The organism is Planctomyces sp. SH-PL14 (assembly GCF_001610835.1).
Taxonomy (GTDB): Bacteria; Planctomycetota; Planctomycetia; order Planctomycetales; family Planctomycetaceae; genus Planctomyces_A.
The window spans coordinates 7,381,533-7,398,109 of the sequence record NZ_CP011270.1 but is presented as its reverse complement, the minus strand read 5'-3'; the positions used below and the strand labels follow the sequence as shown (position 1 = coordinate 7,398,109).

The 16,577-nt window shown below is 66.4% G+C and carries 10 protein-coding genes; 5 read left to right on the top strand and 5 right to left on the bottom strand.

The window, feature by feature from the left end; all coding sequences use genetic code 11:
* Nucleotides 1-126: 126 nt before the first annotated feature.
* Complete coding sequence (locus tag VT03_RS28495) at nt 127-3,465, bottom strand: PVC-type heme-binding CxxCH protein (protein WP_075096148.1); 3,339 nt, start codon at nt 3,463-3,465, stop codon at nt 127-129.
* 215 nt (nt 3,466-3,680) lie between these two features.
* Here VT03_RS28495 and VT03_RS28490 point away from each other — a divergent pair, with 215 nt between their 5' ends.
* Nucleotides 3,681-5,189, top strand: a complete 1,509-nt coding sequence (locus VT03_RS28490) for a cation:proton antiporter (RefSeq protein WP_197489109.1) — start codon at nt 3,681-3,683, stop codon at nt 5,187-5,189.
* Between the two features lie 171 nt (nt 5,190-5,360).
* On the opposite strand, the gene ubiE is transcribed toward VT03_RS28490, so the two are convergent.
* The 3 genes from ubiE to VT03_RS28475 all read right to left on the bottom strand — a co-directional run bounded on the left by ubiE (nt 5,361) and on the right by VT03_RS28475 (nt 9,490).
* Nucleotides 5,361-6,077, bottom strand: coding sequence for a bifunctional demethylmenaquinone methyltransferase/2-methoxy-6-polyprenyl-1,4-benzoquinol methylase UbiE (gene ubiE, locus VT03_RS28485; RefSeq protein ID WP_075096147.1), 717 nt, complete (start codon nt 6,075-6,077; stop codon nt 5,361-5,363).
* A 119-nt stretch (nt 6,078-6,196) separates the two neighbouring features.
* Nucleotides 6,197-7,645 carry a UbiD family decarboxylase gene (locus VT03_RS28480; protein ID WP_075096146.1) on the bottom strand — a complete coding sequence of 483 codons (1,449 nt, stop codon included), beginning with the start codon at nt 7,643-7,645 and terminating at the stop codon, nt 6,197-6,199.
* A gap of 150 nt (nt 7,646-7,795) precedes the next feature.
* Nucleotides 7,796-9,490, bottom strand: coding sequence for a 30S ribosomal protein S1 (locus tag VT03_RS28475; protein WP_082846605.1), 1,695 nt, complete (start codon nt 9,488-9,490; stop codon nt 7,796-7,798).
* A 229-nt stretch (nt 9,491-9,719) separates the two neighbouring features.
* On the opposite strand from VT03_RS28475, the gene VT03_RS28470 reads away from it, so the two are divergent.
* A complete protein-coding gene (locus VT03_RS28470; protein ID WP_075096144.1) occupies nt 9,720-11,333 on the top strand; it encodes an alkaline phosphatase D family protein in 1,614 nt (537 codons plus the stop codon).
* Nucleotides 11,334-11,714: 381 nt separating this feature from the next.
* The gene (locus VT03_RS28465) at nt 11,715-13,055 is read left to right on the top strand and encodes an IS4 family transposase (protein WP_255378414.1); all 1,341 of its coding nucleotides are present in this window, start codon (nt 11,715-11,717) and stop codon (nt 13,053-13,055) included.
* A 90-nt stretch (nt 13,056-13,145) separates the two neighbouring features.
* Here the strand turns inward: VT03_RS28465 and VT03_RS28460 are convergent, their stop codons facing one another.
* Nucleotides 13,146-14,234, bottom strand: a complete 1,089-nt coding sequence (locus VT03_RS28460; RefSeq protein ID WP_075096143.1) for a hypothetical protein — start codon at nt 14,232-14,234, stop codon at nt 13,146-13,148.
* Between the two features lie 218 nt (nt 14,235-14,452).
* Between VT03_RS28460 and VT03_RS28455 the strand changes: the two genes are divergently transcribed.
* A complete protein-coding gene (locus VT03_RS28455) occupies nt 14,453-15,718 on the top strand; it encodes a hypothetical protein (RefSeq protein ID WP_075096142.1) in 1,266 nt (421 codons plus the stop codon).
* Between the two features lie 162 nt (nt 15,719-15,880).
* Nucleotides 15,881-16,567, top strand: coding sequence for a hypothetical protein (locus VT03_RS28450; protein WP_075096141.1), 687 nt, complete (start codon nt 15,881-15,883; stop codon nt 16,565-16,567).
* Nucleotides 16,568-16,577: the final 10 nt, after the last annotated feature.

Below are 16,577 nucleotides of genomic sequence, written 5' to 3'. Positions count from 1 at the left end.
CACGTGCTCCTTCCGACGGTTTCCGGCGAGACGGCCTCCGGCGGGCAAAGGGGCGTTGCCCCCTTGCAACCCCCACCAGGGTGCCCCCTGGACCCGAAGGGCAAATGGCGTCGGCGGCGCTACTTTCTACTTGGTCTCCCCGGCCGGCACTTCCGCATGGACCTCCGGCGCACTCTGACTGCGGAGATACGCGTAAAGATCGGCAAGATCCGTCGGCTGAAGCCCCTGCAGGAGACCATTCGGCATGATCGACGTACTGAGGTCTCGCCGCTGTTCGATCTCCTTCTTCTCGACCCGCGACGTCATGTTCGCCGCGTTGCGGAGAACCACCGCATCAATCGCCTCGTAGACCACCATCCCGGTGAACGTCTTCCCCTCGGTCGTAACAACCATCGTCTGCTGGTACCGCGGTGAAACGTCGCGGCTGGGGAAAGCAATCGCCGTGAAGAGATCCTGCTTCGAGAACCGCGTGGCGGCACCGCGCAGGTCGGGCCCGAGAGCCGTCCGCGTACCGTGGCACTGGATACAGGCGCGGGTCGTAAAGAGCTTCTGGCCGCGGGCGGCGTCTCCCGATTCCCACGGAACCTGAGCCAGCAACGTATTGAGATGGTTCACGTCTTCGGTCGGGGCCCCCGACTGCCGGGCGTATTCCTCCGAATACTTCTCCTGGATGTACGCCGTCCAGCGGCCGATGACGTCGGTCTGCGGCTGACCGTCGAGGCCGTTCTTGTAGCCGAAGTCCTGGCCGGTGCTAATCCGCAGGAGTTCCGCCACCTGGTCCCGGACTTCACGATCCGGACCGTCGTTTCCGAGCCGCCGCAGCACGCGGAGAAGCATCACGTTCTCCCTCTGCCGCTCGGCGTTCCCTGGGCTGAGAAGCGCGATCGCCTTGGCACACTCCGTCAGCATGTCGACCGGAGCGGATTCCATCGCGCTCACGAACAACTCCCGGTCCGCTTCGGACGGATGCTCCGAAAGGGACGCGATGATCGCCGGCCGCAACGAGAGATCGTCGAACTTGGAGCGGACGATCTCCATCGGCTTGGGAAGCCCGGTTGCGGCGAAGAGGAAGATGATGTCCCCGTTCAGCGGAAACTCGGGATTCGCTTCGACCTGCTTCACATAGGCATTGACCGCCCTCTCGAACACCTCGGTTGGGACATCGCCGACGAACTGAACGTGTCCCGGCTTGCCGAACAGCGGATGTTCGACCACCGCCGTTCCGAGCGGCGGATCGAGCTCAACCAAGGTGTCGAAGAGCTCGATCATCCGGTCGTCCCACCCGCTGTCCTGGACGAGTTTGCGCTGTTCAATCTTCGACTCGAGGGCCAGGACGCCCTGGGCAATCTGCTGCCGGTGCGTGTCATTGCGGGGCGAAGGGATCCGGGCGGCGACGATCAGGTAGTGGATGTCAGCGATCGGCGAGGAGTCCTTCGTAATCTTGGCGAGAACCTTGCCGAGCAGTTCGGGGTCGTTCGGCTGGAGCATGGCGATCACGCGGCCGAGCTCTTCGTCGACCGCTTCGATACCGGTCGGGAACGCCTGGCCTAACATGATCTGCAGGGCGCCGACTTCCTTTGCATTCTCCGAGAGATCGATCCGGCTGGCATACCCCTGGAAGACCTCGGGGAATCCTTCCTCTTCCGGAACGAGATCGCCGAGAGCGATCTGGAGGAGGCGGGCCGCTTCCTTCCGCATTGCGGGGCTGAAGTCGCTCGTCAGGATCCGCGTTCCGATCTCGGCGGCGTAGGGCGAAAATTTGTCTTTGCGGCGAGCGAGTCCCTCGGCGAGCGGGACCGTCGCCTGCCAACCGCGACGGACTGTTGCGTCGGCGATCTTGCCGTACGTCTCTCCGGGGACGCGGGTCAGGATCGCGGAGGCCGCCTGCCGGACCGTGCAGTCCGTGCTGGCGAGACCGTTCGAAATCGCGGGGACGAGCGAGTCGAAGTGCTCGTTCTCGGCGGCCAGGATCGCTTCGAGGGCGGCCCGCTGGACCTGCGGCTGAGGGGGAGTCATGGCGAGGCAGCGGTTCAGATACGTGGCATCGGGACGCCCCTTCGCGGTCCGGCCGAGCGACCACGCGGCACGGGCCCGGACCTGCCACGGGGTCGATTCGGAGAGCCGGGCCAGGAACTGCGGCGGAATCGCGGTGCCGCGCTCCGTCAGGATCTCGACTGCCCGGACGCGGGCATCCACCGGCCATCGCTCGTCGATCACGATCGACAGGAGACTGGTGTCCGGGATTTCAGCCGCCATCGGCTCCCAGCGGGCGCGGGACCAGCTGCTGAGCGGTTGAGGAGCGGTCAGGACGTCGTAGATCCGCTGGTTGGCGTCGAGGCTGGCCACCGGCGGCAGAGGGGGAGCCGCCTGGCCGCTCGCGACGATGCGATAGATCCCACCCCGCGTGCCGCGGCCGCCGACGACGACGTACAGGGCGCCGTCCGGGCCGACTTCGAGATCGGTGGGGGCGAAGCCGTGCTCCCCGACGGCGGTCATGAACTCGACCGGCTTCGTCGACCAGGTCGCTCCGTCCTCCTGGAGGGGGAGGGCCCACATCCGGCCGTAGGTCCAGTCGAGCGTGAACAGTGCCCCCTGATAGGGCGCCGGGAACTGTCGGTGGCGATAGCAGACGACTCCGGTCGGCGAGCTGCGGCCGAAGGAGGCGACGACCGGCGGCATGTCGAGGAACCCCTCCGGGTGCTTCCAGGTCTTCGTGTGCCAGCCGCAGTCCGCTCCCAGCGTGAGGTGGTAGACTCGCGTCGGGTTGTACCAAGGGAGGGACATCTCGGGTTCACCGTCGCTGTCGAAGGTGAACAGGTCGCCGGCCGTGTTGAAGTCGAAGTCGTAGGCGTTCCGCAGGCCGTGGGCGATCACTTCGGCTCCCCGGAGATCAGGGGTCAGCCGCAGCAGCGTGCCGGCCCGCGGCTTCGTCACCGGGGACGTCGGAAGCGAGACGTACTGCTCCGTGATCTCCGCCATGTTCCCGGCGATGATGTACCAGGAGCCGTCCGCTCCGCGGCGGATGGCGTGCAGGTCGTGCTCGCCGCCGGTCTTGGCCCGGAGGAACATGTCGGGCGCTCCGTCGGCCCGATCGTTGCCGTCGCGGTCGCGGTAACGGATCAGGCCGCCATCGCCGACACAGAGCAGGTCGTTGCCGTAGAACACCATCCCCTGGGCACCGGTCGAAGGACCGCTCGCGAACTCCTTCGCGAAGTCCGCCTTCCCGTCGCCGTCTTTGTCTTCGAGGATCCGAACGTAGCCGACGCCCGAAACGACGACCCGCCCTTTGGCGTCGATCGTCATGGAGTGGATGTCGTGGGCGAGATCGTCGCCGGCGAACTGCGTGACCGTGAAGCCGTCGATCACGCGGACTCCGAGGTCCTCGGCCATCGAGCGGCGCGGTCCGGAAAAGAACGTCGCGGCCAGGGTCAGGGCGAGCGTGGCGGCGCGGGCGAGTTGAGGCATCGCTGCTTCCGTGCAGGTCGAAGGAGGGTGCGGAGAGGCAAAAGGATCTTGGGAAAATCCTGACAGGAAAACGCCGCACTCGGTCGAACGGTCGAAATCGTCGCAATACTATGTCCGGCTGCAACATCGAGGCAATGCGGGGTTTGACTCGGCCGTCCGGCGCTGCGGCGGCCAGCGTTCACGACCTCTGCGTATTCTCCGCAAGGGATCCGTCCGTGCTGGCGACTACCGGTCCGCGCCGTTCGTCCATCCTGTTCTTTTCCCTGCTTCTGTCGTTCGCCATGCTGGCTGGGCGGTTCACATCCGGTCAGGAGGCGCCGCCGTCCGCTCCTCAAGCTTCTCCCACAAGTCCTTCCTCAGACGGAAGTTCGGAAGCAGCGCCCTCATCCACCGAAGCCTCGCCTTCCGCTCCCCCGGTCGATGCCGCCGGTCATGACGAACAGGGAGCGGAACACGGATCGGAAGGACACACCGATCCGGTCACTCCGGTCCTGCTGGGGATCGTACTGCTGCTGTTGTCGGCGAAGCTGGCCGGGGACCTCTTCGACCGAATCGGGCTCCCCGCCGTGCTGGGAGAGCTGTTCGTCGGCATCCTGATCGGGAACATGGAGTTCCTGAGCGGCTGGGGGGGCTTCGAGTTCCTCAAAGCCGGCGAGACGTTTTCCCACCTCGACATCCTGGCCCGGATCGGGGTGGTGCTGCTTCTGTTCGAAGTCGGACTGGAGTCGACAGTCAAGGGGATGATGTCGGTCGGGGTCACGGCGTTCATCGTCGCCTGCCTGGGGGTCGTCGCACCGATGATCCTGGGATTCCTCGTGGGCTACTTCGCGCTGCCGGGGGCGGACTGGAAGGTCCATCTGTTCCTGGGGGCGACGCTCAGCGCCACGAGCGTCGGGATCACCGCCCGCGTGCTGAAGGACCTGGGACGGAGCCAGCAGACGGAGTCGCAGATCATCCTGGGGGCGGCGGTGATCGACGATGTCCTCGGGCTGATCGTGCTGGCGGTGGTGCAGGGGATCGTCAGAAGCGGCTCGGCCGACCTCGGCGGGATCGCGATCATCGTCCTCAAGGCGTTCGGGTTCCTGGCGGGAGCGGTTCTGATCGGGACGCACCTTGTCGCCAAGCCCGCGTTCAAGGCGGCCACCTATCTCCGCGGCCACGGGCTGCTCGTGACGACGGCGCTCTGCATCTGCTTCCTGTTCGCGTGGCTCGCCAGCCTGATGGGGCTCGCCCCGATCGTCGGGGCGTTTGCGGCGGGCCTGATCCTGGAAGAGGTCCAGTACCATTCGCTTTCGCGGAAGGAGAATGTGGCGCTGGATCACGCGCTCAAGCCGATCGGGTCGCTCCTGATCCCGCTGTTCTTCGTCCAGATCGGCGTGCATGTCGATCTGTCGGCATTCAACAACCCGACGATGTGGACGCTCGCGATCGCCCTGACGTTCGTGGCGATCCTCGGCAAGCAGGTCTGTGCCCTGGGCGTAAGCGACAAGACGCTCGACCGGCTTTCGATCGGGATCGGGATGATCCCCCGCGGCGAAGTCGGACTGATCTTCGCCTCCGAAGGGGCGAAGCTGATGTACGAAGGGAAGCCGGTCGTCGACAGCACGACCTACACCGCCCTCGTCTTCATGGTCATGGCAACGACGATCATCACGCCGCCGCTCCTGAAATGGTCCATGAACCGCAAACGGGCCGAGGCTTCGCCTCCGGCGACGGTGGCTTGAGAACGACGCCTCGGAGATATCGCCGAGCGTTGTTGCGCCCATTCAGGGCTTGTTGATTATGCCCGCGCCAACCTGGGGCGTTGCCCCCTAGACCTCCGCCGGCGCGCCCCCCCCTCCGTGCCTCAGTCGCTGGCGGCTTTGGGGGAGGCTCATCTCGCGGGAGCGGGATGGTTACTTGGTCCCCATGTAGAGGGAGCAGACGCCGAACGTGAACGGGACGTAGCGCGAGCTGTGGAGGCCGCATTCGTCCATCATGGCCGTCAGCTTCTCGCCGGAGGGGAACTCCGAGACCGAGGCCGGCAGGTATTCGTAGGCGTCCTGCTTGTTCTTGGCGAAGAACTGCCCGACCCTCGGGAGGACGTGGCGGAAGTACTGCTGGTAGATCCCGCCGAAGAGCCGCCCCTTCGGCTTCGAGAACTCGAGGACAGCGACCGTTCCTCCTGGCCGGCAGACTCGGGCCATCTCCCGGAGGCCCGCCCGAGTGTCGGAGACGTTCCGCAGGCCGAAGGCCACGGAGACGATCTGGAAGGTGTTGTCGGGGAAGGGGAGCTTCTGCGTGTCGGCCTCGAGGAACGAGACCGGGGCCGAGGCTTCCTTCACGACCTTGTCCCGCTTCCGGTTCGCGAGGACCAGCATCTCGTGCGTGAAGTCGGAGCCGACGACCGGCACGCGTCCGCCGGCCGCCTTCGAATACGCGAGGGCGAGGTCGCCCGTCCCGGTGCAGACGTCGAGGATCGGGGCGTCTCCCTGGGGAGGGACGAGCCGCACGGTCCGCGACCGCCAGTAGATGTCGGTCCCCCCCGAGAGGACGTGGTTCATGAGGTCGTACCGCCGCGCGATCTCGCCGAACATCTGACGGACGCGGGCACCGGACTTGTCGACTGCCATCGGGGAAGAAAGGGGAGAGGATCCGTGAGATGAAGACTTCGGATCCCAGTGAGATCGCGAAAGTGGATTCGGTCCCGAGTCCCTCGACTCCGGACCTGAGTCCCTCTCCCGTCCGCAGTTCACGGGCGGTTCCAACCGGCTTTTGACCACAAATAGTCGAGCCGGCTCCGGAGGGGGACGGCGGATTCTAGTGACTCGGGCCACTCGATACCCCCCTCGTCCGGGCGCTTTCGCGTGGCATCGATCCCCATCCGCGAGCCAAAGCCGGGCCAGAGGGCGTGGTCGTCGAAGTCGGCGGGGCCCTTCATGACCATTACGTCCCGCTCGGGATCGACGCAGAGCGCTACAGTCTGCCAGACCGCCGCGGGGTCGAGAGGATGTCCGGCGTCGACGGCGACGATGCACTTGAGCCCCGTCAGCCACCGCTGGCCCCACAGGGCGTGCATCACCTGCCTGGCCAGTCCCGGGTAGTCCTTCCGGAGCGATACGAAGAGGACGCGGGGCAGCTCGCCGGTTGGGACGATCGCGAGCCGCTCGACCGCCGGGTAGAGCAGCCGCAGCTCGGATTCCAGGAGCGCCGCCGAGAGCCGGAGAAAACTGTCGGCCTCGCCCGGGGAGGGATGGCGGACCGTGACCGGGAGGACCGGGTTCGCGCGGTGCGTGATCGCGGTAATTCGCAGGAGGGGGAGGTCCGTTCGTCCGGTCACGGTCCCCAGGCCCGTCGCCACGCCGCCGCGGCCTGAGGGGGCCTCCAGCGGGTCGACGTAGCCTTCGATCACGATCTCCGCGTCGGCGGGAAGATCGAGCTCGACTGTCCGGCCCCGCACGAGATTGAGCCCGGAACCTCGGACGATCGACGCGAGCTGGAGGGGCGAAAGACCGGCAGGGCAGGGGGCGCCGGCGGCCCAGATGAGAGCGGGATCGGCTCCCAGGACGACCGCCACGGGGATCGGCTTGCCCTGGCGGCGGGCCTCTTCGTAGGCGGCGGGGCCGGCGTGGTGCGCGGTCCAGTGGACCGTCAGGGCCGTGGCATCGGCCGCCTGGAGCGCGGGCTGTTCCACCTGCGGCTGCCCGGGGGAGGTGCCCGGAAAGAAGACGACGGCGTTCGTGATCGAGGGGGCGCTCTCGACGGACCATCGCGGGAACGGGAACTCCGCCAGGTCGACGTCCTTCCCCATGCGGATGACCTGCTGCACGAAGGCGGTCTTCTGAAACCGCGGGAGCAGGCGGCTGAGCCGGAGGAGCGGATTCGAGGTCTTTGACGGCTCGGCGGCGACCCCCATGTTGAGCGAGGCCCGCCAGTCGGTGAGCCGGCGGATGACGGTCTCTGGCGAGTCGGCGTCGAGGCTGGCCAGGAGCCGCGTCCCGCCGAAGAGATTCGCCACGAGCGGGAACTTGGCCTCGCCGACCCGCTGGCAGAGGACCGCCGGTCCGCCGTCGCGCTCGCCGCAGGCGCGGCGGATGAGGGCGGGGAGTTCCGAAACCGGGTCGACCGTGTCCGCCACGCGGGCCAGGTGCCCGTTCGCCGAGAGCGTATCGAGGAACTGCGAGAGGTGCTCGTACGGCATCGCGGCATCCCTGCGGAGTCGATGATTCCGGCCCATGACACATCACGCCCGGCAGCCGAAGCGGCCGGGCGGAGAGTCAACAAGGACGGCGAGCGGCTATGACGACAGCGTTCGCGGCGACGATCACTGTCCGCCGCTGCGGACCGACGATCACTGGAAGTCGCGCGGGTTTCCGAACAGACCGCCGCGTCCCTGGCCGCCGATGCCTCCCTTGAGGTCGTTGCGGGGACGCCGGGGGACATGGGCCGGTTCGGGGGCAGCGGCTGCCGCCTCGGCCGCGAGCTGATCCGCCGGCTTCTCCTTGAGCGCCTTGGCGGAGAGGCTGATCCGCTTGCGGCCCGGGTCGACTTCGAGGACCTGGACTTCGACCATCTGGCCGACATCCACGACTTCCGTGACCCGCTTGATCCGCTTGTGATCGAGCTCGCTGATGTGGATCAGACCTTCCATCCCGGGTTCGAGCTCGACGAAGGCTCCGAACGGCTCGACGCGGCTGACGCGGCCCGTGACGTTCGATCCCTTGGCGTACTTGTCTTCGGCATTCGCCCACGGGTTGCTGGCGAGCTGCCGCATCCCGAGGCTGATCTTCTTGGTCTCGGGGTCGATCGTCAGGACCTTGACCTCGACGGTCTGCCCTTCCTGGAGGACGTCCTTCGGGTGGTTGATCCGGACCCAGCTGATCTGGCCGACGTGCAGGAAGCCATCGACGCCGCCGAGGTCGATGAACGCCCCGAAGTCCTTGATCGTCTTGACGCGGCCGGTCCGGGTGTCGCCGACCTGCAGCGTCTGCATCAGTTCCTTGGAGGCGACTTCCCGCTCCTCCATGAGGAGCTGCCGCCGGCTGACGACGAGTCGCCGCCGGGCGGGATTCACTTCCGTCACCTTGGCGGTGATCTTCTGGCCGACGAGCGACTCGAGGTTCGCGACGTAACCGACGTCCGCCTGGCTGGCGGGGAGGAAGCCGCGGAGGCTGCCGACGGTGATATCGAGGCCACCCTTATTGGTCTTGGTGACCATGCACTCGACGACCTGGCCGGGCGAAACCGAATCCCAGTCCCCCGAGACGCGCGAGGAGGCCCGCGGGAGATTGCACTGGATGAGGCCCGCCTCTTCGTCGACCTTGAAGACGATCAGGTCGACCTTGTCGCCGACCTGCGGAGGCTTCTTGGGATTGAACTGGCGGAGCGAGGCGACCGCACCGAGGCGGTGGCCGATGTTCACAAAGACGTCGTCGCCGCGGATCGACTCGATCGTCCCGTTGACGCGGGTCTTCTCGGTCAGTTCCCCCTGCGGAGGCTCCTGGCCTTCGGCCACGGTGGGGGTCGGGAGCTCGGCTCCGCCCATGGCCGCGGCGATTTCCGCCTCGGTCTGCTGGTCGAGGTCTTCCGACGGAGGAAGGTCGATCTTCTGACGGGGAGTCGGCGGGGCGTCGATCTTCTTTTCGACGGCGGCGATCCGGGCGACTTCCGCTTCGACCGCCTGGTCGTCTCCGGGCTGACCGGCGTTGAGCGAGGGGATCGCCTTGAACTGCGAGGCGTCACCGCTCGGGTTCAGCCGCGGGCGACGCTTCTCATCGTCCGAAGCCTTCTCATCGTTCGAGGGAAGGGTCTCGGTCGCCGGGATGTTGCTGCTGACCCCAGCGGCTGCCGGGTTCGCCGGCGCTCCGTTGGAATCCGCGGGTGTCTGCGATTCGAGAACCGGCGGCGTGGCCGGCGACTCCGGAGCAGCTGACGCGGGTGCGGGACTTTCCGGCACAGCAGGCGTTGAAGCGGGGGAAGAAGGGGAGCTCGAGTTCACCGCCAGAACTTCTTGTGACCCCTGACCGGGGACGTTCTCAGTACTCATCCAGACACCCTAACCGCGTCGCACGACAAGACCACTTGTACCATAAATTGCGGGCCCAATGGTTTGGACCCGGCCGGGATTGTAACAGTGTCGTTCCGCGAACGGGAATCGTGCGCAGGTACTTTGACATGCCCCGGCGACACATTTTTCTTGACTGGATGTTCACACTCCCGGACGACATTCTCTCCTCGATGGCCTTCCAGAACGCCCTGTCAAAGGAACGGATCGCGTGACCGACAACCAGCCGCTCTCCCCGGAATCGATCACACGCCGTCAGTTCCACCAGACATCGATCGTCGCTCTCGCCGGGATCGGAACAGGTGTCGGGCTCGGTGCGGAAGCGACCGCTGACGGGGCGGCCGCGGAGGCTCCGGCGATCGTCACCGCGTCGAGCCTTCGCCCGCGGATCGACAATGGAGTCGCCAGCGGCGACGTGACGGCGAGCACGGCTGTTCTGTGGAGCCGGACGAACCGCGCGGCCCGGATGGTGGTCGACCTCTCGACGACGGACTCGTTCCGCAAGGCGCGGACCTATCCGGGCGGAGACGCTCTGGAGAGCCGCGACTTCACCTCCAAGCTGCAGCTCACGGGGCTGACGGCGGGGACCGAGTACTTCTACCGCGTTCGCTTTCAGGACCTCGAAAACCTGTCGCTCTTCAGCGAGGGGGCGACGGGACGATTCCGGACGGCGCCGGCGGAGCCGACGGACATCCGGTTCGTCTGGTCCGCCGACACGGCGGGGCAGGGGTATGGGATCGACCGTGAGCGGGGCGGGATGACGACGTACCGCGCGATGCGGGAGATGAAGCCGGACTTCCTGGTCCACTGCGGCGATCTGATTTATGCCGACAACCCGATTCCGGAGTCGATCAAGCTCGACGACGGGACGTTGTGGAAGAACCTGACGACGCCGGAGACGAGCAAGGTGGCCGAGACGCTGGCCGAGTTCCGGGCCAAGTTCCGGTACAACACGCTCGACGAGCACTTCCGCGAGTTCCACGCGCAGGTCCCGATCTTCGCGCAGTGGGACGATCACGAGACGGTCAACAACTGGTATCCGGGGGAGCAGTTGCTGAGCGACGACCGGTATACGGTGAAGAGCGTCGATCTGCTTTCAGCCCGGGCTCGGACGGCCCTCTTTGAATACGTGCCGATCCGGGAGTCGCTGCGGACGCCGGGGCGGATCTATCGCACGCTTCCTTATGGTCCGCAGCTGGAGCTGTTCTTCATCGACATGCGGAGTCACCGCGGGCCGAATGCAGCGAACCGTGCTGGCGGGGAAGGGGATCCGAGTCTGCTCGGGAAGTCGCAGCTGGCCTGGCTCAAGCGGTCATTGAAGGGGAGTTCGGCGACGTGGAAGGTCATTTGCAGCGACATGCCGATCGGGTTGATCGTGGGGGATGGTCCGGGGGCCTTTGAGGCGGTCGCTAACGGCGACGGGCCGCCGGCGGGGCGTGAGAAGGAGGTCGCGGAGCTGTTGCGGTTCCTGCGTGATGAGAAGGTTCGGAACGTGGTGTGGATCTGTGGCGACGTGCACCACGCGGCATCGATCCATTACAGCCCGGACCGGGCGCAGTTCCAGGAGTTCGAACCGTTCTGGGAGTTTGTGAGCGGGCCGATCCATGCGGGGACGTTCGGGCCGAATGTGCTCGACAATACGTTTGGTCCGAAGCTGGAGTTCCTGGGCATTCCAAAGGATCTGCGGCCGAACCGTCCGCCATCGGAGGGGATGCAGTTTTTTGGGGTGGTGGAGATCGAGGGGAAGACGGGGAACCTGACGGTCAGCCATTACAACGTGGCGAAGGAGAAGTTGTGGTCCCGGACGCTGGAGCCCGTTGCTTAAGCCGGGTCCAGGGGCACCCTGGTGGGGAGTGCAGAGGGGCAACGCCCCTTTGCCCGCCGGAGGCCTGGCCGTCGAGAGATGTCTGAAGGAGTGAGTGTCCAGACGCGGACACGGTGCCGTATGCCGCCTCACCAACCCGCGGAGATTGCAAAGCCAGCGGTGTAAATTGAGGGAGTCCTCATAGCTGCCTCCCCAAAACGGTCGTCCGTTGCTTACCACGGTTCCTCATGGAAGAGGCCTCCGGCGGCAAGGGGGTGAGACCCAACGCCGTTCGCGACTCTGTCTCGGAACTGGCGTTAACTGTGGGATTGCAAAAGACTTCGAGCCTCGTCATCGGTTGTGTTGTTCTACGACACAGGCCCGATGCACGGAGGCTCGAAGATGGCTTGGAAGCCACAGCGGCGATCGTATCGTCACGAATTCATTGAGGCGATCGCCACGGTCTTTCCCCCACAGTGGTTCAGCCGGTTCTCTTCGCACGGCAACACCGGCTGGACCCCGCTGAAGATCTTCTGGGTCTCCACCATCATGAGCTGGCAGCCCCAGGTGACCCTCCGCGAGCAGTTCGATGCCGCCTGCGACATCCTCCGCGAAGTCTTTCCCGCCTGGACCATCGGCGACTCGCTCTCCGGGTTCCTGGCCGCCCGCGTTCGTGGTCTCCCCCGGATGCGAGATCCGATCCTCCTGCGCCTGCGACAGTTCGTCGCCGAGCATCTGGACGACTGGCGAGTCCGGGGATGGGCGGTCTTCGGCGTCGATGGCTCCCGCTTCGAAGCCCCTCGCACGACGCCCAACGAACAGGCCTTGGGCTGCGCCGGCAAGGAGGGGACCACGCCGCAGGTCTTCCAGACGACACTCCTGCACATCGGAACCGGCTTGCCATGGGACTTCCGTCTGGGGCCGGGGACACAGAGCGAGCGGCGACAGCTGGACGACATGCGGGACAACCTGCCGCCCCGCTCCCTGCTGACCGCCGACGCCGGCTTCATCAGTTTTGAGCTGTGCCGCTGGCTCACCCGGAACCGGCACGACTTCGTCCTGCGGGTGGGAGGAAACATCCGGCTCCTGACCGGCCTGGACGGTCCTGACTTGGATTGGGCGGTCGAGACCGAAGGCCAGACGGTCTCGCTGTGGCCCACCCGCTGCCGCGACCAGCCGCCCGTCGTGTTGCGACTGATCGTCGTTCGCGACGATCAGAAACGACCGGTCTCGCTGGTCACGAACATCCACGACGAGAGGGCGCTGTCCGACGAGGACGCCGCCGAGATCTACCGGCTCCGCTGGGGCCTGGAGCTGCACTATCGCTCGCTCAAGCAGACGCTCTGCCATCAGACGCTGCGGAGCCGCACGCCGGAGGGCGCGCTGGCGGAGCAGACCTGGCATGTCCTGGCGAGTTGGCTACTGCAACTGCTGACGGCTCGGGAACTGATCGCCTCGGGATCGCATCCGGCGAACTGGTCTGCCGCCAAAGCTCGGGACGCCGTCCGCCGTCTGCTTCGTCGAGTCGTCCACGGCCGCCCCGTCCGCCGCATGCCGTCCTTGCGGGACCAGCTTTGTCAGGCCGTGGTGGACAGGGACGGTCGAGTCGGCCCGAAACAGATCCGCCGGTGGCCGAGACCGAAGCAGGACAGGCCGCCCGGCCCCCCGAAAATCCAACCGGCCACCCGAGAAGATCTCCAACAACTCCAACGACTTCGGACCACGTTACAAGCCCGATCATGAACAGCATTGGGTGAGACCCCCTTGACCCCAGTGGCCGTAGCACGTTGGGCTTGAGCGAGCAGAGCCGCGCCGGCAAGGACGCGGTTTGAACTAGCGCGGAGCCGGAGCCTTCGGAGCCGGCGTCCCGGGCAGCAACTCAGCCGGAAGACCACCCCCCGGAGCCGTAGCAGCAGCGGCCGGCTTGACCGACGCAATGAACTCCGACGTCTCGTCCTTCTCCTCAATCTCGGAAGGAAGCGTAAACGCGAACGAGGACTCGTCGACCGCCTCATTGAACCGGACGTTCACAAACTCCAGCGCCAGGATCGGACGCACCGCCTGCCCCTCGCCAACCCTCCGGAGATAGACGATCCGAACCGGGAACAGCGTCTGCGGATCGAGATATACCGCCGCCCGCTCCGGAACGAGCTGCTTCAGAGCCGCCCCACCTGAGCCAAACGCCGCCGTCAACGTCTCCAGACGAGTCGGATCCCAGACCCCCTCGAGAACTGTGTAGGTCCCCGCCTTCGTCTTCGACTCGCGGACCGCCGTGAACACCATGCTCCGATCGAGCGAAGCCAGGATCGCTGCCAGCCCGCCGATCCCCGCGTCCGCCAGGACTTCATTCACCGGCCGTCCCTCGGAGGCCAGCGCCTTCGCAACTTCCTGAACATCACACCGGGAGTACTGCGGCTCGCTGAGCGGCACCTTCCCGAGGACAAAGCTGACCTTCCGCTCCCCCTCTCCCTCCGCGCCGGGGGCCGATTCGTTCAGGGCGTCGATCTTGCGGATCTCCCGCTTCGAGTGGACGACGTTCCCGTCACACGCCTCCGTCAGGATCCCGGCGGTCCCGCCGACCCGGACCTGATACTCGACCCGGAACCGGGGAAACGCCCCCGAGACATAGGTCCCGTCCGACGACGTCCGGCGGTCGCCGATGAAGACCGTCTCCTTGAGATCGGCCTTGACGGACGCATAATCCGCCAGCCGCGTCCGAGCCTGCCGCAGCAGATCGGTCGCCTGCGGATCTTCTTCACTCTTCTGGGCTTGCGCCGAACCGGCGGGAGTGGCCGCTCCCTTCTTCGGAGGCGGGACGTCCTGGGCACCGACCAGCCGGCCCATCCCCACGCACGTGAGCAGAAAGCCGGCCGACAGGAAGACGGCAAGAACGACCGGTGGCAGTCTGCGAAAGGTTTGCATGTTGGCGCGAAAGTGGCGGATTTGTCGAAGAAACCGAAGAGGGCAGTCCGAAAACAAATGACGACTGCGAGCCTCTACGGTCGTTGATCCCCGTTCCGGGGGTCGGCACCCCTCAACGTGCCTGACCGAAGGCGTCCGCGATTGTAGCGGCGGGGCTCTCCCAGGGTCGACCGCAATTGAGGCGTCTCGACGGGACCAGAAACCGAAAAGGGATTGCGATGAAATTCTACTACTTGGCACTAGGGACCCTGGTGATCGTGTGCGTGGGATGCGCACACGATGCCAGCCTGAGCTCGGTCGCTCACAACCACGCATCCTCGGAGTACCACGCGCCCCCCGCGGCGATGCTGGTCCATCCCGGCCCGATGGTCGGCGGCCCCGGCCCCGGCGTGATGTCGATTCCTCCCGGAGCCATGCCAGGCCCCGGCCCGTCCGGCTTCTGCCCCCCCGGCGGCTACATGGGCGAAGGGCTCGCCGCCCGCTCGACCCAGATCAAGTTCCTTGGTCCCGAGGGGACGCAGGTGGGCTGGCAGATCGGCGGCGGATTCGCCGAGAGCCAGATCATCGCTCCCGGCCGGTACAACTTCCTCCAGGCCGCGACCTACCGCCTCAAGATCGGTGGTGTCCCGGGCCGTGAAGGACTGGTCCTCTATCCTTCGCTCCACGTCTATCCGGAGCACCCGACGACCGCCGCTTACCTCGCTCACAACGCGATTCCGCTGCGGCTGACGGATGAGGACCTGGATCAGGTCGAGACGAACAACTTCGTCACGAAGGTCATCTACCTGCCCGATGCGAAGTACCAGGAACTGGCGATCGCCGGCGTCGAAGAACTCGTCTCGACCCGCCTCGCTCCCGGCCAGGACCCGATCTCCGAAGCCGATCGCCGCGGCACCATCATGGCTGTCCTCCGCGTCGGTAACATGGACCTCGAAATGCCGGGTGCTCCGGGCGGACTCGCCCAGGCAGGCAGCGACGGCCAGATCCAGACGGTCAGCGGTGAACTCGGCCAGTTCCAGCCTCCGGTTCCGATCGGCGACTACCGCGCCTTCGGCGGCGGCGTCCCGGGCGACATGATGATGGGCGGGCCTTCGAAGCCCGGCTGTCCTCCCTACAACCCGATCGCCGGCGTGGGCGGTGTCCCGATGTACGGCATGCCGATCACCGGCACGCCGATCGGCCTCCCCGGCCCGCCGCACATTCCGCTCGGACGTCCGGCCGGCCTGCGGACCCACACGATGCGGAACCTCACCTCGGTTGATGTGGGCGAACCGGTCAAGGACATGCTGATCGACGTCCGGCACGAGCCGGGAATCAGCATGCCACACCCAGTCAGCCATATCCAGTACACGGAAACCCATCCGTCGTACCGCCAGGATCAGCTCTCGCTGCCTGCCGGTGCCGCCGGAGCCTACGGTCTTCCGGGTGGCGGATACGGTGCCGCCGGGCCGGGCGGAGCCTACTGCCCGCCGCCGCAGCAGTAATCGCTCAGCAGTCCTCGCGTCCGCGGTTGCCAGCAGTCGGCAACCGCGGATGTTTTTCCGGTCGAGTGACCAGGGACGAGGGACTGGGGACAGCCACCGCAACGGCGTCTGTCCCCAGTCCCCAGACCCTAGCCCCAAGACGGCTTCCAGGAGTCTTTCGGAATGCCACGCTGCACGTTTCCCATCGCCGGCCTGATCATCGCCATCCTGCACAGTTCGGCGATGGCCCAGCAGCAGACGGGCCGCTTCTATCCGCTCGATCACCGGCAGGTTCCGGGGACGGCGGCACAGTGGCAGGCGATCGCCAAGCCGGGGCTCTACGGCTACATGCAGCCGGTCCGGATCTCGATGCCCGGCGAGGCGACCGTCTCCTACTACAACGGCTCGCCGCACGCGGACATCGACGTCCAGGCTCCGGCCCAGGCCCGGATGATGGTCGGGCAGGTCTACCGGGTCCGGCTCTCCGGCATCGCGGGACACCCCGGCCTCGAGCTCTTCCCGACGATCGAAGTCCTCGACCGCCTGCACCCGCCCGAAGGGAAGCTCGACACCTTCCCGATCCCGATCGAGATCACGGAACAGGAACTCGTCGCGGCCGCCCAGGACCGGCTGGTCACCAAGGTGATCTACCTGGAGCACCCGCAGACCGCCGCTCCGGTGACCGACGTCAATCAGCGCCGCGTGGACGAGTTCGACCCGCGGGTCAACCTGCTGGAAGCGGCTGACGTTCGCGGCCGTCCGATGGCGATCCTGCGGATGGGGGGCCGGATTCCCGATCCGAACGCCCCGACCGACGAATTCTACAGCGCCTCGCCGCTGCAGATCACCGCGCTGCCGCCGAAGGAATGATCGCGGCCCG